This window comes from Mesorhizobium sp. IMUNJ 23232 (genome assembly GCF_044326205.1).
GTDB lineage: Bacteria > Pseudomonadota > Alphaproteobacteria > Rhizobiales > Rhizobiaceae > Kumtagia.
The window spans coordinates 40,841-61,697 of sequence record NZ_JBIRCY010000037.1 but is presented as its reverse complement, the minus strand read 5'-3'; the positions used below and the strand labels follow the sequence as shown (position 1 = coordinate 61,697).

The window sequence follows — 20,857 nt, the reverse complement described above, 5'->3', positions numbered from 1 at the left end:
GACGCCGCCCATGTCCAGCTTTGGCGCATACGCCGAAAGGGTAGCATTCACTTGATATTTACCCCCGGCACTTCATATACAGAAATGGTTAACGGGCGGCCCGGGCTGCGCGGCGATCCGATTGGGACGGGACAAGATGGCACGCATTCTTCTCGCGGAAGACGACAACGACATGCGCCGGTTTCTGGTGAAGGCGCTGGAGCGGGCGGGATACGACGTCAGCGATTTCGACAACGGCGCCAGCGCTTACGAGAGGCTGCGCGAAGAGCCCTTCTCGCTGCTTTTGACCGACATCGTCATGCCCGAGATGGACGGCATCGAGCTCGCCCGCCGCGCCACCGAGATCGACCCCGACCTGAAGGTGATGTTCATCACCGGTTTCGCGGCGGTGGCCCTGAACCCCGATTCGAAGGCCCCGAAGGATGCAAAGATCCTGTCGAAGCCGTTCCACCTGCGCGACCTCGTCAACGAGGTCGAAAAGATGCTGCACGCCGCCTGAGCCTGCCGCAACGGCATCCTTCGCCGGCCGTACAACGATTGCGCGGCGAACGGCGGGAAGGGCGGTTTCCGGCAAAATAGACCCACAGGCCGCTATTGACGCGCCAGATCAAAAATGGTGTATGCGCGGCATTCGAATGGGCGTGTAGCTCAGCGGGAGAGCACTACGTTGACATCGTAGGGGTCACAGGTTCAATCCCTGTCACGCCCACCATTCGAAGCTCCCGGGATCATTGGACGGATCGCCTCTTGCTGCGACAGCTTCCGTGCCGAATTTGGCCTGCCGGTTGCCTGCCCGAATTCAGCGGACTCCTGCCCCAGGCATGCGGCGCGTCAGCCGATCTTCAAGCCGGACCAAGCGAAGACAGATCGATCTCGGTGATGTGCCAGCGGCCGAGATTGGCCGTGTAGAGTTTTTCGCCCTTGAAGGCGATGTTGGTGGGGTGGGCGATGGTGGTGGCCGCAGAATCCTCGATCAGCGTTTCCAGCCCGCGATCCCGGCGCCAGCGATAGATGCGGCTGGGCTCGTAGCACGAGATGAACAGCGAGCCGTCCGGGGCAAAGGCCAGACCGTCGGGAACGTTGCGCACCTGATCGACAACCATCTGCTTCGGCCCGGCCGCGCCGTCTTCTAGGATCGGCACGTAGCTGACACAGGCGGCGTCGCTTTCGACCACGTAAAGCCCCTTGCCGTCAGGCGCCATCGCCATGCCGTTGGCGAAGGACATCGTTTCGCGGCACCACAGGCCACCTTCGCCGGTGGCGAGATCGTAGCGGAAGATTCCCGAGCGATTGTGCTGCCCGACGCTGTCCGACACGTAGAGCCAGCCGTTTAGCTCGTCGATAACCGGATAGTTCGGCACGCGGATGCCGGACGCTGCGAAACCGTCCATGCGCCCGGTGGCGGCATCCCGGCGGAAAATTGTCGCGTGCCTGAGGTCGCAGGCAAAACAGTTGCCGGCACTGTCGAAGGCGATGCCGAGAAGGAAGCCGCCGGTGGCGCCCATCCGCTCGACGGAACTTGCGTCGGCGGCCAACCGCAGAAGGTCTCCGGTCTCGGTGCCGCACCAGATCGAGCCGTCACTGTGGACGGCCACGCCTTCCGGATGCGCGACGCGCGGCTCGCTGAAGATGCCGTTGAAGAAGACCTTTGCGGCGGACATGTCGAGCAGCGGCTTTGCCATGGGGTTCACCTCCGATCGGCTTCGGTGTGGGACGACGCCTGTGCGGCGATGCAGCGCTCGACCACGGCGCGGTCGGTGGCGAGAATTTCGGCGATCAGCGCCCCGCGCTCCTTTGCGCTGACGAATTCCAGCCGGCGCAGGCCGAGCGGATCGATGCGCTCCCGCAGGATGCGGAGCGTCTCGGTGGACGGGATTGCGGTCTCGCGGCAATCGGCATCGAATTCTACCGCGAAGCCGGTGGCGTCCTCGATCTGCCGGCGCGTGACGCCCGGCATGGTCTCGATGACCATCAGTTCGCGGGTCGCAGGCTCGAGCTTGAAGACGCAGAGATCGGTGAACACCAGCGCCTTGCCCGTCCGGTAACCGTGCGGCTCGCGTTCGGCTTCGGTCAGGAGGCCGCGCGCCGAGCTGGCGATCTCGACCTTTTCCACGATCGACTGGGCCGAATGCCTTGTGACGTAGAGCAGATAGTCGCGATGCATGTTGGCGACATCGGCCATGCCGCCCTGGCCGGGCAGCCGGATGATGCCGCCGTCGCGCTTGCGCAACCGGATGGTGTTGACGCGGCCGCGGCGGTCGACCTGCGCGGCGGCGACGATCTCATGGGTCACCGCGCCGGCCTGGTAATAGGTCGAATAGGTATCGTCGCCGCCGGCATGCGCCACGGCCGTCTCGGCGTCTAGGCTTTCGATCAGCGACAAGATCATCGGGCTCGGCGCGATGTCGAGATGGCCGCAGCTCATCGTGGCGATAATCATGTCCGGCGCGTGCGTGGCCTTGGCCAGGCGGTAGGCGACGTTGGCCAGCGGCGACACCGCTCCGGCGCTGGCGAAACTGTCGTTGCCGAGTTCGGCGGCGATGCGCGCCGCGATGATCTCGTCGATGGATGCTTCCGGCACGTTCCGCCGGATGGCGGGGGTCCGCAGCGCCTGCGCCTGAAGCGTCACGACGGTGCCGGCATGAATCTTCGCGGCCTCACGGAGGATTTTCGGAACGCCGCCGGGTGGAGGGGTAAGGCTTTTGGCCAGCGGGATATCCTTGGCGTCGAATGCGCCAGACAGGGCGAGAAAATCGGTCACGTAGAACGGGAGACAAGAAGCGGGCCAGGCGCCGCCCGGCGCGAGCGCGATGGCCGAAACCTGATTGCGGGTAAAAATGCTCTGGCGGCCGTCGCTGCGCAGCGCGCCAACCGGAACGACCTCCTCGACCGTGACCAGCACTTGGCGCGCCGCGCCCGCCATGGCGAAGTCCAGCGCACGCGGCCCGATGATTTGAACATTGCCGCTCTCGTCGGCGCGCTGGGCATGGACGACGAATGTGTCGATACGCAATGCGGGAATGACGCTAACTGTCTCGCCGGTAACGGGATCGGAGGCGGTCATCGCGCCGGGGATGCGCGCCAGCATGTCCGATCCCTCGGGAAGCTGGAACGGCATCGACGGCAGGTTCTGCTGCGCGGCGCGCAGGGCCTGGATCATGGCGAGCGCCGTCCAGTCGCGCACCGGCAAGGCGCCGGTCTCGGCGGCGGTGCGAAAACGCGGCGGCAGACCGAAGATGTCGAGGCTGGAAAAGCAGATGTCGATGTCGGCGACCGCACCCGCCTCCAGCAGCAGTTCGAGCGGCAACCCGCCGGCCCACGACACGTAGCGCAAATCCCTGACGCCGCTCCGGCCGATGGCGCGCAGCAGGGCGATCGGCAGGCGCGCGAAGTGATGGCCGCCGACGCCGAACGTCTCACCGGGACGCACCATTGCGGCCAGTTCCTCGACCTCCAGGAAACGCGGCCGGTTCGGCTTGACCAGCGAGATTGTTGCGTGGCCGCTCTCGCCTGCCGAAGTCACGGCTTCGCCTTCGCGGCCCGCCCGGCGCTCTTCTCGGCAAATTCGCGCACGCGCCGCTGCCCGATCTCGCCACGATAGAGTTCGCCGAGGATGTCGCGTTCCGTGGCGAGGCCGCCGGCGAGGTCGCCCGACACAGCATGGGCCGTCAGCCGCTTCAGCCCCTCGACCGCGCCGGCGGGCTCGGCGGCGATCATCGCGGCCAGTTCCAGCGCCCGCGCCATCAGCTTCTCGGCGTCGACGATCTCGTTGACCAGTCCTGCCTCGACGAATTCGGAGGCGGGCACGATGGCGCCGGTCATCAGCAGGAAATTGGCGCGGTTGCGGCCGAGTTTGGCGACGCTGCGCTGCGTGCCGCCGCCGCCGGGGATCAGTCCGAGCTTGATCTCGGGCAGGCCTAGCTTTGCGTACTGGTTGGCGATCACGATGTCGCAGCACAGGACCAGTTCCATGCCGCCCCCCAGCGCGAAGCCGTTGACGGCGGCGATAACGGGTTTGCGGTTGTCCTCGATCGAAGCATACATGCGCGTGCCAGCCGCCTGAAAGCTGTCGAATTCGGGCGCGCTCTGCGCGGCGTACTCCTTGATGTCGGCGCCGGCCATGAAGCCGCGCCCCTCGCCGGTCACGACAATCGCGCCGACGCCATCATCCACGGACAGCGCCTCGAAAGCGGACGTGATCTCCCTCTGCATCAGCCGGTTCATGGCATTGAGCTGGTCGGCGCGCCGGAAGGTGACGACGGCGACGCGGCCTGTTTGCTCGACCGTCAGGGTCTGCCAGGCGCCCATGCTCACGCCGCTTCCACGGTCATGTCGCCCGAGGCTTCCAGCGCCGCGATGTCTTCCCTGGAAAAACCGAACTCGGCCAGGATCTCGCGCCCATGCTGGCCGACCAGCGGCGCGGGACGCTCGATCGACGCCGGCGTCTCGCTCATCCTCACCGCCGGCGCCACGACCCTGACCTTGCCGCCGCGCGGGTGATCGTAGCTGGCGATCATACCCATATGCGTGACCTGCGGATCCTCCGCCGCGCGTCGGATGTCCTTGACCTCGGCGCACCAGATGTCGGCGGCCAGCAGCCGGGCGAGCAGATCCTGCGTGGAGAACTTCTTCGTCTCGGCGTTGACCTTCTCGAAAACCTCGTCGCGCTTGTCGAACAGGGTTTTCAAATCGTCGTAGACGGCGAGATGCGGCGCATCGAGAACCGTGTACAGCGCCTTGAACGGGCTCATAGCGATCGAGACATAGCCGCCGTCCCTTGCTTCGTAGATGCCGAAAGGGGCCTGCATGCCGGGATGGCCGATGCCGGAATTCGGACGGACAAAATCCTCGCCGAGATTGAGAACGGCGACATATTCCTGGTTGAGATGCGCCAGCATGCCGGCCAGCAGGTTCACCTCGATCTTCTGCCCCTTGCCGGTCTTCTCGCGGTAATAGAGCGCCGACAGGATGCCGTAGACCATGTTCATGGCGCCGATCTGGTCGGCGAGACCGGCGCCCGCCGGCACCGGAGCCTGGTCGCCGCGCCCGGTATTGGCGATCAGACCTGCGAGGCCCTGGATCAGCATGTCCTGGCCGGGGCGGTCGACATAGGGACCCTCCTCACCGTAACCGGAGCCTGAGCAGTAGATGATGCGCGGGTTGACGGCCTTGAAATCCTCGTAGCCGTAGCCGAGCTTTGCCAGCACGCCGGGCCGGAAATTCTGCACCACCACGTCGGCGCCCTTGGCCATGTCCATGATGACGGCATGCACTTTTCGGCTCTTCAGGTTGAGCGCGATGGAGCGCTTGTTGCGGTTCCAGGCCAGAAAGTTCGGGCTTTCGGAACCGCCGACCCATTTGGCGAAGAAGGTCATGCCGCGGAACATGTCGCCCGAGCCGGCGCGTTCGATCTTGATGACGTCGGCGCCCATGTCGCCGAGCAGTTGCGTGGCGAACGGCCCCTGCAGCAGGTGGCTGAAATCGAGGATGCGGACGCCTTCGAGGGCCTTTGCCATATCGGTTCTCTTGGTCTTTCAAAGCAGGTCGGGAACGTAGCGCGGCGCGGCCGTCAGGCCGCCGTCGACGCGCAGGTCGATGCCGGTGGTGAAGCCGGCGGCGTCGGAGGCGAGATAAACGGCAGCTTCCGCCACTTCGGATGGCTCGCCGATGCGGCCGATGGGGTGCATCTTCACCCACGCCTTCGACAAATTGCCGCCGATCTCCTTGATCAGCTTGTCGTTCATCGGCGTGTTGATGGTGCCGGGCGAGATCGAATTGACGCGGATGTTGAGCGGGCCGAACTCCACCGCCATCTGCCGCGTCATCGCCATCACCGCGCCCTTGGCGCCGGCATAGGCGGTCCAGCCGTCGAGGCCGATATGGCCCTGGGCGGAGGCCATGTTGATGATCGCGCCGGATCTTTGGGCGATCATGTGGGGGATCGCATATTTGCAGCCGCGGAAGACACTGGTGAGGTTGACCGCGATCAGCCGATGCCACTGCTCGTCGGTCATTTCGTGGACGGGCATGCCGCCGATGGCGATTGCTGCGTTGTTCACCAATATGTCGAGACGCCCCGTTTTTGCGACGGCGGTCGCGACCAGGTTGGCGATGTCGGCTTCCTCTGAGACGTCGCAATGAACGTAGTCAGCCTGATGGCCGGCGGCGCGCAGTTCGGCGGCGAATTTTTCACCCTGCGCGTCGGCTATGTCGCCCAAAAAGACATGCGCGCCCTCGCGGGCCATGGCTTCGGTTATGGCGTGGCCGATACCGTCGGCGGCACCCGTGATAACCGCGGTTTTGCCCTTGAGACGCGCCATGTCAGCCTCCGTTCGCACGCCGGCGCTTCGCCTCGTCGAAGGCGACGGCGGCGATGATGATCATGCCGGTGATGACCAGTTGCCACTCGGTCGGCAGACCGAGCCCGCGCAGCCCGTTGGAAAGGAACTGCAGGATCAGCACGCCGAGCGCCATGCCCCACAGGCTGCCTATGCCGCCGGCGAGGCTGACGCCGCCGAGCACCGTCGCCGCCACCACCTGGAACTCGAAATTGAGGCCGGCCGTGTGCTGCGCCGAGCCGACGCGCGCTGCCAGGATGATGCCGGCCACCGTCGCCAGCAGCGAGCTGATCAGGAAGCAGACGAACTTGACGCGACGCACGTCGTAGCCGGCCAGCCGCGCCACTTCCGGATTGCCGCCAACGGCGTAGATCTGCCGCCCGAAGGGCCGGTGCCGCATCATGTAGGCGAAGCCGAAAAGCAGGATCAGCGCGATCACCGCCGAATAGGGGATGACGTTGAACAGGCGGCCGTCCGACAGCGCTATGAAGCTGTCCAGCGCTGCGTCGTCGGGGATGGCGCGCTGGCCGGTGTAGAGATAAACGCCGCCGCGCAGGATGAACATCGTGCCAAGCGTCACGATCAGCGAATTGATGCCGGCATAGGCAGTCAGGTAGCCGTTGACCGAGCCGATGATCAGGCCGAGCAGCAGCGCGCCGCCGATGCCGAGCGCCAGCGAGCCGGTGGCGTTCATGATGAGGATCAGCGGCAGCGCGATGGCGGCGAGCAGCGAGCCGATCGAGATATCGACCTCGCCCGACATGAAGACGATGGCGCAGCCTATGCCGGCGGTCAGCGCCAGCGAGGCCTGGCCGAGCACGTTGGTCATGTTGCGGACGGAGAGGAAGTTTTCCGCCGTGAACGAGAAGAAGGCGATGACGAGGATGAGGCAAAGCAGGAGCGCGAGTTCCTGACGCGCGAAGATGCGGGCGAGGAGGGAGGGGCCGTCGTTGTTTGCGGAACTCATCTGCGCAACGCTCATCGCTCTCTCCCTTCGGAGCAGCGGATCGATCCCGGGGCAATTGTGGACGTCTTGTCCGGTCGTTCCCCCACTCCGTCTCGCCCTTCGGGCTCGCCACCTCTCCCCCACTTCGTGGGGTAGAGGAAGGGCGCCAAGTCGCGCGGCCGGCGCTTCCTCTCCCCCGTCGATCGGGGGAGAGGTGCCGAGCGAAGCGAGGCGGAGTGGGGGTCGCCCGCTAAACACGACGACCGCAGCTTCAGGCCGATAAAGGGAATCATCACCTCACCCGATCGCCGCATTGAGGATCTTCCCCTGGGTGGCCTCGTCGCGGGGCATCATGGCGGTGAGCCGGCCCTCGCACATCACGGCGATGCGGTCGGCCAGGCCGAGCAGTTCGGGCATTTCCGAGGTCATCATGACCACCGCGAGGCCCTCGCCGGCAAGCCGATCGATGAGCGCGAAGATTTCCGACTTTGCGCCGACGTCGATGCCGCGGGTCGGCTCGTCGACGACGATCACCTTCAGGCCGCGCATCAGCCAGCGCGAGATCAGCACCTTCTGCTGGTTGCCGCCGGACAGGTTCTTGATCTGCTGGAAAAGGCTGGGCGTCCGGATGCGGAAGCGGTCGACATAGTCCTGCACCGCCCTGCGTTCCCTGGCCTTGTCAACGAAGCCGAACCTGGCGAAAGCGCCGAGCGAGGCGAGGCTGGCGTTCTGGTATACCGGCAGTTCCGCCATCAGGCCCTCGGTCTTGCGATCCTCGGTGAGCAGGCCGATGCCGAGCCGCACGCCCGTCCTGGTGTCGTGCGGGGCGAGCCGCTGGCCGTCGACCGTGATCGTGCCGGCTGTGATCGGATCGTAGCCGACGATCGCCTTCGCCAGTTCGGTGCGCCCGGCGCCCATCAGCCCGAAGAAGCTGAGCACCTCGCCGGCGCGCGCCTCGAACGACACGTCCTTCAACTTCTTCGCCGTGCTGAGTCCCACGACCGAAAGCGCCACCCTGGTTCCGGCTGCGCCGCGCTTGCGCGGGAACAGATTGTCGATACGCCGGCCGATCATGTCCTGGATCAGCGTGTCGCTGGTATGCTCGCCGACCGGTTTGGTCGAGATGTGGCGGCCGTCGCGCAGCACCGTCACCGTGTCGGCGATCTCGAAAACCTCGTCGAGCTTGTGGCTGACATAGACGACCGCGATCCCGAGCCCGGTCAGCCGGCGGATGACGGCGAACAGCAGCGACACCTCGTTGGGCGTCAGCGACGAGGTCGGCTCGTCCATCACCACCACGCGCGCCTCATGCGCCAGCGCGCGGGCGATCTCCACCATCTGCTGCTGGCTGACCGGCAGCGAGCCGGTGCGCGCGGCCGGGTCGACATTGAAGCCGATGCGCTTGAACAGCGCGGCGGAGTCTGAACGGATCTTCTTCCAGTCGATCGAGCCGGCCCTGCCGGTCGGATAGCCTTCGAGAAAAATGTTCTCGGCGACGGTGAACTCGGAGATCAGCGCGATCTCCTGGAACACGACCTTGATGCCCTGCTTGAGGCTGTCGTACGGCGACTTGATCTCGACGTCCCGGCCACGCATGCGGATGGTGCCGGCATCCTTGCCGTAGACGCCCGCCATGATCTTGATCAGCGTCGATTTTCCGGCGCCGTTCTCGCCCATCAGCGCGTGGACTTTTCCGGGCTCGAGCGTCAGGTCGACATTGTCGAGCGCGACCACGCCGGGGAAACGCTTGTCGATGCCGCGCATCTCCAGCGCCGAGACCGTCTGGTCGATCGCGCCGTCGTTTTCCCTTGCGTGCAGGATGTCAGCGGGCATTGGCTCTGGTCCGGACGATGTCGAGATAGGTCGCCAGGATGATGACGATGCCGGGCACCACCATCTGCAGATCCTGGTTCCAGCCGAGGATGATGATGCCGTTGTCGATGACCTTCAGCACCAGCACGCCGAGCAGCGTGCCGAAAAGCGAGCCACGCCCGCCGAGCAGGCTGGTGCCGCCGAGGATGACGGCGGCGATCACGGTCAGCTCGAAGCTGCGGCCGGCGGTCGGCTGGCCGGCGTTCATCAGCGACGACAGGATCATGCCGGCAATGCCGACGCAAAGGCCGGTGACGATGAAGGCGAAGAGCTTCAGGCGCTCGGCGCGGACACCGGAAAGCCGCACGGCCTTCTCGTTGGCGCCGACGGCGTAGAGATAGCGGCCGAGCGTGGTGAAGCGCAGCGTCACCCAGGCAACCGCGAAGATGACGGCCGCGAAGATGACCGGCAGCGGACTGGGGCCGGCATAACCCGCGCCGAGATCGGTGAAGCCGGCAAGCTGGTGGTGGTTCTGCACCGCCTCGCGGGTGAACAGATAGACGCCGCCCTGCAACATCATCATCATGCCGATAGTGGCGATCAGGGAATTGACCTTGAGCCTGGTGACCACCAGGCCGTTGACAAGGCCGACCGCGCCGGCGAAGGCCAGCGCCGCCAGCATCCCCAGAGACAGGCTATGGGTTGCATTCAGGACCGCCATGCCGATGCAGCCGGTGAAGGCCAGCGAGGCGCCGACCGACAGGTCGACCTCGGCGGTGATGATCAGCATGGTCATGCCGGAGGCCACGATCAGCACCAGGGCGCACTGGCGAAGGATGGCGATGATGTTGGCCTCCGAATAGAATTGCGGGGCCGCGATCGAAATGGCGATGCACAGCAGCGCCAGCGTGACGCCGAGGACAAGCTGCTCGCTGCCGAGAAGCTGTCCGCCGGCAAGGCGTCGGGACGTGGGAGGATGGGTGGTGTCGCTCATTTGATCTGCTCCCGGTTCCGCCCGGTCCGCCGTCCGACCCGACAATCATGGACGGGCTTGAAACGGCGCTGGACGGTTCCCGCGCGTTGCAGTCCTTCCTGCCGCACCATGCATCCTTCCCGCCGAAGCGGGAAGGATTTGGCATCGCCGCTTGCCTATTTCAGGTCGGCGGAGGTCTTCATGCACTTTTCCGGCGGCTGCAGCGCGTTCACCGCGTCCCATTTGATGGTCCGCGTGGTGCCGTCGTAATCGTAGAACTTCTTCCAGTCCTCGCCGATCATCGGCGCGGTCGGGCTGACGATATGTTCCGGCACCGCCTCGTTGTTGAAGAGTTTTACCGCCGCGTCGATCGCGGTGTAGCCGTTCTTTTCCGGGAACATTGCCGCCTCGATGCGATAGGAAGGTTCCTTCTCGATCGCATTGATGAAGGCGAGGCCCTCGCCGCCGGTGCCGACGGTCAAAAGACCGTCCTGCGACTTGCCTGCCGCTTTCCAGGCTTGCAGGCCGCCCAGCGAGGAGGAATCGTTGATGCCGTAGATGATGTTGATGTCGGCGTTCTTGGCGAGCGCGGCGGAGGACACTTCGAGCGCCCGGTCCGGATTGCCGCCGCCGTCAAGGTCGTGGACCATCGTCGCATCGGGGATCTCGGTCTTGATGCCGTCCATGAAGCCCTGCGAGCGAAGGACCGTGGCAGACAGCAGAGGCAATCCGACATTCATCACTTTGGCGACGCCGCCGAGCTTTTCCTTGGCGTATTTGCCGGCCTCGACACCCGCGTGATAGCCGGTATCGTAGTCGCAGATCGCCACCATGGTGGTCATGCCCTTCACAGGGTTGCCTTCAAGCACGACCGGGGTGTTGTTGGATTTCGCCTGGCGCAGCAGCGGCACCACGCCTTCCTCGTTGACCGGCGTGATGATCAGCACGTCGACGCCTTTCGCCATGAAGTCCTCGGCCGCCGCGACTTCCTTGGCAACGTCGAGATTGGCGTCCTGAACCTCGAACTCGATGCCGAGTTCCTTGGCGCGCGCCTGCATGCCCTTGATAACGTTCTGGTACCACTCGTGCGTGGCATAGTTGGTGACGTAGCCGATGCGCTTCGGCATGTTCTGCGCCTGCGCCGCAATGGTGCTGAGACCCAACGCGGCGGCCGAAGCAAGCAGGATCGATTTGGACCAGTTCATGTTCTTCTCCCAGGTTTTATCGTTGCATTTCAGTCGCTGAACGGATCGTCCCGCCGTTCCGGGTGGCTATGTCGATGCTTCGCCGGCGCCAAGCGCGGCCGATATTTTCTCCGCAGCGGCAGAGGTCCTCTTGAAGACGGTCTCGCGGTCGAAACGCGCGGCCTTCTGCGGAATGAACGGCACCGTGAGCGCCGCGATCACCGCGCCGGTGTGGTCGCGCACCGGCGTCGAGATATTGGTGCAGGCCTCAACCGCCAGCGAGGGACGCATCTCGTAGCCGAGCCTTGCCGCCTCGCCGAGCCTCGCGTCGATTTCCGCCCGCGTGCCCTGCCCTTCGCCGGCCGCCACGATGCGCTCGACGATGAGGTCGCGTTCCTTGCGTTCCAGATGGGCGAGCAGGACTGCCCCGGAACTCGTTTCCAGCATCGGGAAATGCGAGCCGAGCGCGACGGAGTAGCGCATCGGCAGCGGTGAATCGATCTGCAGCACGACAAGCACGTTCTGGCCTTCGCGCACCACCAGATGGCAACTCTGGTCGGCGTTGGCGGCAAGCTCGCGCATCACGGGAAGCGCACATTCGACCAGCCGGTTGACCGGCGGATGCCGGTGCGCCAGTTCGAACAGTTTCAGCGACAGCCGGAAACGGTCGGCGCGCGTGCGCAGGATGTAGCCGCGTTTCTCCAGCAGCAGCAGGATGCGGTAGATCTCGTGGATGGAGCGCCCGAGCCCGTTGGCGATCTCTGTCTGCGTCAGTCCCTCGGACTGGTCGGCCATCAGCTCCAGTATGTCGAGCGCCTTTTGCGCCGCGGGGACGCGATACTCGCGGCCTCCCTCGCCTTCCTCGAACGCCTTGACGACCGTCGTGCTCATCAGGCGACGCTCCGCGACGGTTCATCGGCCGGCTTGGTCTCGCGGTAGCGCCGGTTCAGCGCATCGGCGAGATCGGGCGCCGGCGTTTCGCCGAGGATGGCCGCCGCCACGCGGGGTGCGCCCTGGCGGAAGAACGTCATGAACCCAGAATGCGTCGGCCGAAGATAGGATGACTTGATGGTCTTCAGCGTCGATCTGAAGAAATCGCGCGACGAAGCGTTGACCGTCTCGTCCTTCCAGGCCGAAAGCGAGCCCGGCTGGCCGCCCGATCTCACATAGTCGCCGCGCTGATAATCCGGCGAACACAGGAAAAGCGCGTAGTCGACCGCCGCCCGGCGATGCTTCGACTGGGCGCTGACGCCGATGCCGGCGCCACCGAGCAGGGCGCCGGTCGACGCCGGGGTCGGCACGTCGGCGAACAGCAGATGCGGTGCACCGGCTTTCGACGCATAGTTCACATAGCCGAAGGCGAACGGCACATAGACCAAATCGTCATTGGCGATCATGTGGTCGTAGCAGCGGATGGGATTCCATTTCGGTGAATCCGGGTGCGAGAGGGCGGCGAGCTCGCGCAACTGCTCGATGGCCCTCGTCACCATGTCAGGGGCGAAGAAGTCCTCGCCGTCTTCCCGTGGATCGGCCAGCGTCAGCAGCAGGCACATGGCGTCGGTGGGGACCAGCGGCAGGCCGAGCCATTTTCCCTCCGCGCGCACACGACGCCCGAGCGCAACCACCTCGTCATGGGTAGCCGGCAGCTTGCCGTAGGGCTCCATCAGGTCCGGCCGATAGGAAGCGACCTGGCAGGCGGCATCGATCGGCAGCGCCCATTGGCGCCCGTCCATCGCATAGGATCGCCACGATCCGCCGACAGAGTCACGTTCGAAGAAAGCACGCTCGGCAGCGCTGAGATAGTCGTCGAACGGCACCATCAGCCGGCCGCGCGCAATGTCGCCGATGAAGGGATGGTCGAAGACGACGAGATCATAGGCGGCGAGCACAGGGTCGAGCGCCCCTTCGCCGAATTCGTACAGGCTGCGGCGATCCCATTCGATCTCGATGCCGGGATGCGCGGCGCAGTAAGGGCCGACGCTGGCGTCGAGCGGACCCCAGCAGCGCCGATGATCCCACGCCAGACCGCGCAGCTTCAACATTCCCGACATTCCTCCCAAGGCGATCGGCTCATGTCCGATGCACGCAGGAACACTAACACGTATTTTTACCTGCACAAGTTGTTTTTACAAAAGCAAACAGGCATGATGCGGTTGGCTGTCCGACCGTCTTCCCAGGTCGACCGGGAAACGGCTACCCTCGCGACGACGAAGCAGAGGACACTGGAATGCTTGAGTTTGAAGACAAGGTTGCGTTGATCACCGGGACGACAGGCATCGCGCTAGCGACGGCCAGGCGGCTGGCGTCGGGCGGGGCCTCGATCGTCGCCTGCGGCATCGTCGAGAAGGCCAACGCCGCGCTTCAAGCCGAGTTGAACCGGTCCGGCGCGAAGGCGCTGGTGCTGACCGTCGATGTCTCGGTGCCGGACCAGGTCAGGAGCGCGGTCGCCGCAGGTGTGGACCGCTTCGGCGGCCTCGACGTCATCGTCAACTCGGCCGCCGTGCATCCCTACGGCACGGCGACGAGCACGGACTTCGACACCTGGAACAAGGCGATGTCCGTCAATATCGGTTCGATCTACCTGACAGCGCATTTCGGCATTCCCGAAATGATCAGGCGTGGCGGCGGCGCCATCGTCAACGTCGCCTCGGTGCAGGGTTTCGCCTGCCAGGAGAATGTAGCCGCCTACGCGACCACCAAGGGCGCGATCCACACGCTGACGCGCTCGCTGGCGCTCGACTATGCACGCTCCGGCATAAGGGTGAATTCGGTGAGCCCGGGGTCGATCCGCACCCCCATCCTCGAAAAGGCGGCGCGCGGCGAAAACGGCACGGATGCCGATGTCGAGGCCGCCTACAAGCGTTTCGGCGAGGCGCACCCGCTCGGCCGCATCGGCGAGCCGGAAGAAGTCGCGGAACTCATCGCCTTCCTGTGCTCGTCAAAAGCCGGTTTCTGCACCGGCGCCGATTACAAGATCGACGGCGGCCTCACCGCCGGCATCGGCGTGAAATAGGGTTGGCGGCGACGGCAGTTCACGTTCTTCAGCCCCGCGGCAATAGCGCCCGCGTCAGCTCTTCCCATTCTTCGTCGAGGGACAGGACCGACGGCGCGGCCTTGGCGCGGCGGTACCAGTATTCGGCGTTCGACTGGTCACCCTCCTTGCGGTGGAGGTAGGCGTGGACATGCGTGCCGGCCTGATCGTCGCGCTCCTGCGCGCGCTCATGAGCCTTGTCCCAGTCGCCCTTGGCGTCCCACCACAGAGCTTCGAGCGCGGCGGTCAGGCCGGCCGGCGGTTGCCCCCCTGAGATCGAATCCTTGAAGGCCTGAAAGTCCATGTCGCACCTCCCGGGTTGCGGGCTCCAATCATACGCGCCCCCGCACGCGACCGGTAGGTAGTGTGCGGGATGGTGGCGTCAATCGACGCGCAACCGATAACCGACGCCGGTCTCCGTGGTGATGTATTGCGGCTGGTCGGGCGTCTTCTCGATCTTCTGGCGCAACTGCCGGACATAGACGCGCAGGTATTGCACGTCGGTCGATCCGCCCCACACATGCTCCAGCAGGAAGCGGTGCGTCAGCACCTTTCCCGCATGCTGAACCAGCACCCGCAGGATGTCGTATTCCTTCGGCGACAACTTCACCTCGTTGCCGGCCACCTTGACGATGCGCTTGACCAGGTCGACGGAAAGCTCGCCCGTCTGGAACACCGGCCGCTCGCCATGCTGCTGCAGCTTGTGGCGCAGCGCCACCCGCACGCGCGCGATCAATTCCTTCATGCCGAACGGTTTCGTCACATAGTCGTCGGCACCGAGTTCCAGCGCCCGGACGATGCCGGCCTCGTCGGTGCGGCTGGACAGCACGACGATCGGCAGGTCCAGCATCTCCGCCCGCCATTTCTCCAGCAGCGCGTGGCCCGGCATGTCGGGCAGGCCGAGGTCGAGCAGGATCAGGTCGGGGTGCTCGTCGCGCGCGAGATCGACCGCGTCGCGCGCATTGGCGGCTTCGATGACCGTGTAGCCCTCGGTGCCGAACCCAACGCGCAGCAGCTTCCTGATCGGCGGTTCGTCGTCGACGATCAAAATCTTGACGGTGGAACTGGTCATTTCAGCCCTTCAAGGTTTTGCGCCTCGGCCGGCACGGGCGTCCTGATTGTGAACACGGCTCCCGTCCGGTCGCTCCTGTTGGCGGCGGAGATCGTTCCGCCCATCGCCTCGACGAAACCCCTGCAGATCGACAGGCCGAGACCCGTGCCTGCCCGCAATTGGTCGGTCTTGCGCACGCGATAGAACGTGTCGAACACCCGCTCCAGGTCACCCGGCGGAATGCCCGGTCCCTCGTCGGCGATCTGCAAGATCACCGATCCGCCATCGGTCCAGCCCCGGATGCGGATCACAGTGTCCGGCGGAGCGTATTTGGCGGCGTTGTCGAGGAGATTAAACAGCACCTGCTCGAAAAGCACCGGATCGAGCAACAGCATCGGCAAGTCAGGCCGCAGATCCACCTCGGTCCGGTGACGCGCCAGGATCTTGGCGGCGCGGCGCAGGGCGCTGCCGACGATGTCGCCGACATAATGCAGCGCGTGGTTCGGCTCGATCGCACCCGATTCAATCTTCGTCATATCGAGCAGGTTGGCGATGAAGCGGTTCAGCCGCTCCGATTCGTCAAGCACCGTCGACAGCAGTTCCGCGCTGTCCTTCTCAGCGAGCGACGGCGCGAATTCCCTGAGCGTCCCCGCCGCCCCCATGATGGCCGCCAGCGGCGTCTTCAGATCATGCGAAATCGAGGTCAGCAGCGCCGAGCGCAGCCGATCGGCCTCCGCCGCCAGCTTTGCCCGATCGACATCCGCCACAAGTTGGACCCGCTCGATGGCCAGCGCCGCCTGATCAGCCAGTGCATCGAACAGGCGCTGCTGCTCCGGTGTCAGCAGCGGGCCCTGCTTGTCGTTGTCGAGGCCGACGACGCCTATCGCCGTGCGGCCGGTCTTCAGGGGAAGGTAGAGGCGCTTCGCGCCGGGCAGCGTGTCGGCGCCGCGCCCGGCGGGACGGTCGTGCTCCCACGCCCAGCGCGCCGCGGCGATGTCGGCGTCGACCAGCGTGTCGTCGGGCGGATAGCCCGCGCGCACCGCGATCGTGCCGTTCTCGGGCAGCAGCAGCACCACCCTGACCTTCAGCATGGAGGCTATCTGGAAGGCAGTCGCCCACAGCACGTCGTCGAGCGTGCCGGTGCCCGCCAGCTTGCGGCTGAACTGATAGAGGTCTTCGGTAGCGCGCGCCCGCTGCCGTGCCGCCACCGCCTGGCGTTGGACGCGGGCTGTCAGATTGCTTGCAGTCAGCGCGACGATCAGGAAGAAGACAAAAGCCAGAACGCTCTCGGGGTCGCTAATGGTCAGCGTGTAACGGGGCTCAAGAAAGAAGAAATTGAAGGCGAGCGCGCTCGCCACGCTGGTGTAGATGGCAGGCCAGAGCCCCACGGTCACGGCCGATGTCAGGACGGCCATCAGGAAAACCAGCGCGATGTTGCGCACGTCGAGGAACTGGTCGAGGGCGAAGCCGACCGCAAGTCCGCAGGCGACGAACAGCGTGCTCGCCACATAAGGCCAGATATCGATCTGCGCCGGCTGCGCCGCCGTCCTCACGCCTCTGGCCGCCAGACCCGTATCCTGTTCGGAGCCGGTCGTCACATGCACGCTGAGGTTTCCGGCATGGCGTATCAGATCGTGGGTGACCGATCCCTGGAAGAGTTCGTGCCAGCGCGGCTTGTCCGGCTTGCCGATGACGACATGGGTAAAATTGTTGGCCGAGGCATAGCGGACGATCTCCCCGGCGACATCCTGGCCGGGAATGGTGATCGCCTCGCCGCCAAGCTGCTCGGCAAGCCGCAACGTCGCCGCCAGCCGGTCCTTGTCGGCTTCCGGCAGATTGATCGAGCGCGAGGTCTCGACATGCAGCGCCGCCCAGGGCGCACGCAGCCGGTCGGCCTGGCGGCGCGCGTAACGCACCAGCGAGGCGCCGCGCGGCCGTTCGTCGACGACGACCAGCACCCGGTCGCCGGCCGCCCACGGGCCGGGGATGGCGTGGGCCTGCATGTGGCTGAGAAGCTGCTCGTCGACGCGCTGCGCCGTGCGCCGCAGAGCCAGTTCGCGCAGCGCCGTCAAATTACCGGGCGAAAAATAGTTCTCGATCGCGTGCTTGGCGGTCGTCGGCAGGTAGACCTTGCCCTCGTGCAGCCGCCGGATCAGGTCGCCCGGCGTCAGGTCGATCACCTCGACGTCGTCGGCCATGTCGATGATCGAGTCGGGCACCGTCTCGCGCACCCTGACCCGGGTGATCTGCGCCACCACGTCGTTCAGACTCTCAACGTGCTGGATGTTCAGCGTCGTATAGACGTCGATGCCGCGCGACAGCAGTTCCTGAACGTCGAGATACCGTTTGGGATGACGGCTGCCCGTGGCGTTGGTGTGCGCCAGTTCATCGACCAGCACGAGCGCCGGCCGGCGCGCCAGGATGGCGTCTATGTCCATCTCGTCGAGCGCATGACCCTTGTGGTCGATAGTCTTGCGGGGAACGACCTCAAAACCTTCGACGAGCGCCCCGGTCTCCTTGCGGCCATGCGTCTCGACGACGCCGATAACCACGTCGACGCCGTCGGCCTTGCGTGCCCGGCCGGACATCAGCATTTCGTAGGTCTTGCCAACGCCGGGCGCGGCGCCCAGAAAGATCTTCAGCCGGCCCCGCGCCTCGCGCTCGGCGTTTTCAAGCAGCGCATCCGGCGACGGTCTTGCCTCGCTGTCGCGGCTGTCGTCAGGCATCGATCCTTCTCAGTCCGAAAGCGCCGAAGCCAACTCCTGGAGCGGCTTCGGCACCTTCATCTCACTGTGCGGCGGCGCCGTCGAGGGCGAGATTGAGCGCCAGCACGTTTACGACCGGCTCACCCATGAAGCCAAGCTCGGGTGCTTCGACATGGCCGTCTACCAGCGCCTTCACCTTGGCTTCGTCAATCCCCCGCGCCTTGGCGACACGCGGCACCTGGAAATAGGCGGCTTCCGGCGAGATATGCGGGTCGAGGCCGCTGCCGGATGTCGTGACCATATCCATGGGCACCGGCGCACCCGGATTCTCGGCCTTGAGCTTCTCGGCGTCGGCCTTGATACGGTCGATCAGTTTTGGATTGGTCGGGCCGAGATTCGAGCCGCTGGAACCGGCCGCGTTATAGCCGTCGCCGGCAGCGGAAGGCCGGCCGTGGAAATATTTGTCGCTGGCGAAGGCCTGGCCGATCAGCTCCGAGCCGATCACCTGGCCGTTGCGCTCGATAAGGCTGCCATTGGCCTGTTTCGGGAAGATCGCCTGGGCGATGCCGGTCATGCCGAGGGGATAGATGAGGCCCGTTATGACCGTAAGCATGACGATCATGACGATGGCAGGTCTCAATTGCTTCAACATGGGAGTTGTTCCTTAAGCAAGGCCGAGGGCGGTGATGGCGATGTCGATCGCCTTGATGCCGACGAAGGGCACGATGATGCCGCCCAGGCCGTAGACGAGGAGGTTGCGGGACAGCAGCGCGCCGGCGCCGATCGCCCGGTATTTGACGCCTTTCAGCGACAGCGGGATCAGCGCCACGATGATTAGCGCATTGAAGATGATCGCCGACAGGATGGCGCTTTGCGGCGTGGCGAGGCCCATGACGTTGAGCGCGCCGAGCTGCGGATAGAAGGCCAGGAACATTGCCGGGATGATGGCGAAATATTTGGCGATGTCGTTGGCGATCGAGAAGGTCGTCAGCGCACCGCGTGTCATCAGGAGTTGCTTGCCGATCTCGACGATCTCGATCAGTTTGGTCGGATCGCTGTCGAGGTCGACCATGTTGCCGGCCTCGCGCGCCGCCACCGTGCCGGTGTTCATGGCGACGCCGACATCGGCCTGGGCCAGCGCGGGGGCGTCGTTGGTGCCGTCGCCGCACATGGCGACCAGCTTGCCCTTGGCCTGCTCCTCGCGGATCAGCGACAGCTTGTTCTCCGGTGTCGCCTGGGCGAGGAAATCGTCGACGCCTGCTTCCGCGGCGATTGCCGCTGCCGTCATAGGATTGTCGCCGGTGATCATCACCGTGCGGATGCCCATGCGGCGCAGTTCGGCGAAACGCTCCTTGATGCCGCCCTTGACGATGTCCTTCAGGTGGACGACGCCCAGCAGCCGGCCGTCGCGCATCACCGCCAGCGGCGTGCCGCCGGCCTTGGCGATCTCGTCGGCGATGGCCTGCAACTCGCGGATCGTTTCGGCGCTCGCCCTGGCGCTGCCGGTAACGACCGTCGTCTCGTCGACATATTTGAGGACGGCATCGACGGCGCCCTTGCGGATGGTCGAGCCCTCGAAATCGACGCCGCTCATGCGGCTCTGCGCGGTGAAGGGTACAAAAATCGCGTGCAGGCTCTGCATGTCGCGGGCGCGGATGCCGTATTTCTCCTTGGCCAGCACGACGATCGAGCGGCCTTCCGGCGTCTCGTCGGCGAGCGAGGCAAGCTGCGCGGCATCCGCCAGTTCCTGCTCCTGCACGCCCCTCACCGGCCGCAGTTCGGTCGCCTGGCGGTTGCCGAGCGTGATCGTGCCGGTCTTGTCGAGCAGCAGCGTGTCGACGTCGCCCGCCGCCTCGACGGCGCGGCCGGACATGGCGAGCACGTTGAAGCGCACCAGCCGGTCCATGCCGGCAATGCCGATAGCCGACAGCAACGCGCCGATGGTGGTCGGGATCAGCGTGACAAACAGCGCCACCAGCACGATGACGGGAATGTAGCCGCCCGCGTAGGAAGCGAAGCTCGGGATCGTGGCGGTGGCCAGCACGAAGATCAGGGTCATGCCGGCAAGCAGGATGTTGAGTGCTATCTCGTTCGGCGTCTTCTGCCGCTCGGCGCCCTCGACCAGCGCGATCATCCGGTCGATGAAGGTCGAGCCGGCGGCGGCCGTGATGCGTACGCGGATCCAGTCGGACAGCACCTGCGTGCCGCCGGTGACGGCCGAGCGGTCGCCGCCGGATTCGCGGATGACCGGGGCGGACTCGCCGGTGATCGCCGCTTCGTTGACGGAGGCCACACCTTCGATCACCTCGCCGTCGGACGGGATGATGTCGCCGGCTTCGACCAGCACGACATCGCCGACTTTCAGGCTGGTGCCGGGCACCAGCTTGAAATTGGCGCGGTCGCCGTTGGGCAGCAGCTTGGCCTGGGTCTCGGTGCGCGTCTTGCGCAGCGAGTCGGCCTGCGCCTTGCCGCGGCCCTCGGCCACGGCTTCGGCGAAATTGGCGAACAGCACCGTGAACCACAGCCACAGCACGATCTGGAAGGAGAAGCCGAGGCTGGCGCCGCCGGTGACGAGGTCGCGCAGGAACAGGACCGTCGTCAGGGCCGACACGACGGCGACGACGAACATGACCGGGTTTCTGGCAAGGCTCCTCGGGTCGAGCTTGCGGAAAGCATCGCCGAGGGCGGGAACGAGGATGCGGGCATCCATGATGCTCGCGGATTTGTGTTGGGTCATTTTGAAGCTCCGGCTTCGATTCTTGTGTGCGTGTCGGGCCAGCCGAGGAGGTGCGGCAATCCGCCGGCCAGCAGCCACAA

At 65.4% G+C, this 20,857-nt stretch carries 18 protein-coding genes and 1 tRNA gene; 3 read left to right on the top strand and 16 right to left on the bottom strand.

Annotation, left to right across the window (positions count from 1 at the left end; translation table 11 throughout):
* Nucleotides 1–136 precede the first annotated feature (136 nt).
* Nucleotides 137–499 (top strand): cell cycle two-component system response regulator CpdR, encoded by a 363-nt coding sequence (gene cpdR / locus ACH196_RS24140; protein WP_396649487.1) that lies wholly within the window; start codon nucleotides 137–139, stop codon nucleotides 497–499.
* Nucleotides 500–637: 138 nt separating this feature from the next.
* Nucleotides 638–712, top strand: a tRNA-Val gene (locus ACH196_RS24135).
* A gap of 130 nt (nucleotides 713–842) precedes the next feature.
* Here ACH196_RS24135 and ACH196_RS24130 read toward each other — a convergent pair.
* The 11 genes from ACH196_RS24130 to ACH196_RS24080 form a co-directional block, all read right to left on the bottom strand.
* Complete coding sequence (locus ACH196_RS24130; protein ID WP_396649486.1) at nucleotides 843–1,682, bottom strand: SMP-30/gluconolactonase/LRE family protein; 840 nt, start codon at nucleotides 1,680–1,682, stop codon at nucleotides 843–845.
* Between the two features lie 5 nt (nucleotides 1,683–1,687).
* Nucleotides 1,688–3,523 carry a CoA-transferase gene (locus ACH196_RS24125; protein ID WP_396649485.1) on the bottom strand — a complete coding sequence of 612 codons (1,836 nt, stop codon included), beginning with the start codon at nucleotides 3,521–3,523 and terminating at the stop codon, nucleotides 1,688–1,690.
* Nucleotides 3,520–4,308, bottom strand: coding sequence for an enoyl-CoA hydratase/isomerase family protein (locus ACH196_RS24120; RefSeq protein ID WP_396649484.1), 789 nt, complete (start codon nucleotides 4,306–4,308; stop codon nucleotides 3,520–3,522). The genes ACH196_RS24125 and ACH196_RS24120 overlap by 4 nt, the downstream gene beginning before the upstream one ends.
* Nucleotides 4,309–4,310: 2 nt before the next feature.
* On the bottom strand, nucleotides 4,311–5,516 hold the full coding sequence (locus tag ACH196_RS24115; protein WP_396649483.1) for a CaiB/BaiF CoA transferase family protein: 1,206 nt from the start codon (nucleotides 5,514–5,516) through the stop codon (nucleotides 4,311–4,313).
* An 18-nt stretch (nucleotides 5,517–5,534) separates the two neighbouring features.
* On the bottom strand, nucleotides 5,535–6,320 hold the full coding sequence (locus ACH196_RS24110; protein ID WP_396649482.1) for an SDR family NAD(P)-dependent oxidoreductase: 786 nt from the start codon (nucleotides 6,318–6,320) through the stop codon (nucleotides 5,535–5,537).
* 1 nt (nucleotide 6,321) lies between these two features.
* A complete protein-coding gene (locus ACH196_RS24105; RefSeq protein ID WP_396649481.1) occupies nucleotides 6,322–7,320 on the bottom strand; it encodes an ABC transporter permease in 999 nt (332 codons plus the stop codon).
* A 261-nt stretch (nucleotides 7,321–7,581) separates the two neighbouring features.
* A complete protein-coding gene (locus tag ACH196_RS24100) occupies nucleotides 7,582–9,117 on the bottom strand; it encodes a sugar ABC transporter ATP-binding protein (protein ID WP_396649480.1) in 1,536 nt (511 codons plus the stop codon).
* Nucleotides 9,107–10,090 (bottom strand): ABC transporter permease, encoded by a 984-nt coding sequence (locus tag ACH196_RS24095; protein WP_396649479.1) that lies wholly within the window; start codon nucleotides 10,088–10,090, stop codon nucleotides 9,107–9,109. The genes ACH196_RS24100 and ACH196_RS24095 overlap by 11 nt, the downstream gene beginning before the upstream one ends.
* Nucleotides 10,091–10,245: 155 nt before the next feature.
* Nucleotides 10,246–11,274 (bottom strand): sugar ABC transporter substrate-binding protein, encoded by a 1,029-nt coding sequence (locus tag ACH196_RS24090; RefSeq protein WP_396649478.1) that lies wholly within the window; start codon nucleotides 11,272–11,274, stop codon nucleotides 10,246–10,248.
* 66 nt (nucleotides 11,275–11,340) lie between these two features.
* The gene (locus tag ACH196_RS24085) at nucleotides 11,341–12,144 is read right to left on the bottom strand and encodes an IclR family transcriptional regulator (RefSeq protein ID WP_396649477.1); all 804 of its coding nucleotides are present in this window, start codon (nucleotides 12,142–12,144) and stop codon (nucleotides 11,341–11,343) included.
* Nucleotides 12,144–13,295: an ABC transporter substrate-binding protein gene (locus ACH196_RS24080; protein WP_396649476.1), complete on the bottom strand. Its 1,152-nt coding sequence runs from the start codon at nucleotides 13,293–13,295 to the stop codon at nucleotides 12,144–12,146. Before ACH196_RS24080 ends, ACH196_RS24085 begins: the two co-directional genes overlap by 1 nt.
* A 185-nt stretch (nucleotides 13,296–13,480) precedes the next feature.
* On the opposite strand from ACH196_RS24080, the gene ACH196_RS24075 reads away from it, so the two are divergent.
* Nucleotides 13,481–14,266 (top strand): SDR family NAD(P)-dependent oxidoreductase, encoded by a 786-nt coding sequence (locus tag ACH196_RS24075; protein WP_396649475.1) that lies wholly within the window; start codon nucleotides 13,481–13,483, stop codon nucleotides 14,264–14,266.
* 28 nt (nucleotides 14,267–14,294) lie between these two features.
* Here the strand turns inward: ACH196_RS24075 and ACH196_RS24070 are convergent, their stop codons facing one another.
* From ACH196_RS24070 to kdpB, 5 genes are all read right to left on the bottom strand, one after another.
* A complete protein-coding gene (locus tag ACH196_RS24070; protein WP_396649474.1) occupies nucleotides 14,295–14,588 on the bottom strand; it encodes a hypothetical protein in 294 nt (97 codons plus the stop codon).
* Between the two features lie 78 nt (nucleotides 14,589–14,666).
* A complete protein-coding gene (locus ACH196_RS24065; protein WP_396649473.1) occupies nucleotides 14,667–15,356 on the bottom strand; it encodes a response regulator transcription factor in 690 nt (229 codons plus the stop codon).
* Nucleotides 15,353–18,061: a DUF4118 domain-containing protein gene (locus tag ACH196_RS24060; protein WP_396649472.1), complete on the bottom strand. Its 2,709-nt coding sequence runs from the start codon at nucleotides 18,059–18,061 to the stop codon at nucleotides 15,353–15,355. The genes ACH196_RS24065 and ACH196_RS24060 overlap by 4 nt, the downstream gene beginning before the upstream one ends.
* A 61-nt stretch (nucleotides 18,062–18,122) precedes the next feature.
* A complete protein-coding gene (gene kdpC, locus ACH196_RS24055; protein ID WP_396649471.1) occupies nucleotides 18,123–18,692 on the bottom strand; it encodes a potassium-transporting ATPase subunit KdpC in 570 nt (189 codons plus the stop codon).
* Between the two features lie 12 nt (nucleotides 18,693–18,704).
* Complete coding sequence (gene kdpB, locus ACH196_RS24050) at nucleotides 18,705–20,777, bottom strand: potassium-transporting ATPase subunit KdpB (protein ID WP_396649470.1); 2,073 nt, start codon at nucleotides 20,775–20,777, stop codon at nucleotides 18,705–18,707.
* Between the last annotated feature and the right edge of the window lie 80 nt (nucleotides 20,778–20,857).

Excerpts from the sequence above, each read along its gene's own strand:
- ACH196_RS24115 (WP_396649483.1), bottom strand. The coding sequence starts at position 5,516 with ATGGCAAAGGCCCTCGAAGGCGTCCGCATCCTCGATTTCAGCCACCTG.
- ACH196_RS24070 (WP_396649474.1), bottom strand. The coding sequence starts at position 14,588 with ATGGACTTTCAGGCCTTCAAGGATTCGATCTCAGGGGGGCAACCGCCG.
- ACH196_RS24080 (WP_396649476.1), bottom strand. The coding sequence starts at position 13,295 with ATGTTGAAGCTGCGCGGTCTGGCGTGGGATCATCGGCGCTGCTGGGGT.
- ACH196_RS24130 (WP_396649486.1), bottom strand. The coding sequence starts at position 1,682 with ATGGCAAAGCCGCTGCTCGACATGTCCGCCGCAAAGGTCTTCTTCAAC.
- ACH196_RS24085 (WP_396649477.1), bottom strand. The coding sequence starts at position 12,144 with ATGAGCACGACGGTCGTCAAGGCGTTCGAGGAAGGCGAGGGAGGCCGC.
- ACH196_RS24105 (WP_396649481.1), bottom strand. The coding sequence starts at position 7,320 with ATGAGCGTTGCGCAGATGAGTTCCGCAAACAACGACGGCCCCTCCCTC.
- ACH196_RS24100 (WP_396649480.1), bottom strand. The coding sequence starts at position 9,117 with ATGCCCGCTGACATCCTGCACGCAAGGGAAAACGACGGCGCGATCGAC.
- ACH196_RS24065 (WP_396649473.1), bottom strand. The coding sequence starts at position 15,356 with ATGACCAGTTCCACCGTCAAGATTTTGATCGTCGACGACGAACCGCCG.
- ACH196_RS24095 (WP_396649479.1), bottom strand. The coding sequence starts at position 10,090 with ATGAGCGACACCACCCATCCTCCCACGTCCCGACGCCTTGCCGGCGGA.
- ACH196_RS24110 (WP_396649482.1), bottom strand. The coding sequence starts at position 6,320 with ATGGCGCGTCTCAAGGGCAAAACCGCGGTTATCACGGGTGCCGCCGAC.
- ACH196_RS24090 (WP_396649478.1), bottom strand. The coding sequence starts at position 11,274 with ATGAACTGGTCCAAATCGATCCTGCTTGCTTCGGCCGCCGCGTTGGGT.
- cpdR (WP_396649487.1), top strand. The coding sequence starts at position 137 with ATGGCACGCATTCTTCTCGCGGAAGACGACAACGACATGCGCCGGTTT.
- ACH196_RS24075 (WP_396649475.1), top strand. The coding sequence starts at position 13,481 with ATGCTTGAGTTTGAAGACAAGGTTGCGTTGATCACCGGGACGACAGGC.
- ACH196_RS24060 (WP_396649472.1), bottom strand. The coding sequence starts at position 18,061 with ATGCCTGACGACAGCCGCGACAGCGAGGCAAGACCGTCGCCGGATGCG.
- ACH196_RS24120 (WP_396649484.1), bottom strand. The coding sequence starts at position 4,308 with ATGGGCGCCTGGCAGACCCTGACGGTCGAGCAAACAGGCCGCGTCGCC.
- kdpB (WP_396649470.1), bottom strand. The coding sequence starts at position 20,777 with ATGACCCAACACAAATCCGCGAGCATCATGGATGCCCGCATCCTCGTT.
- kdpC (WP_396649471.1), bottom strand. The coding sequence starts at position 18,692 with ATGTTGAAGCAATTGAGACCTGCCATCGTCATGATCGTCATGCTTACG.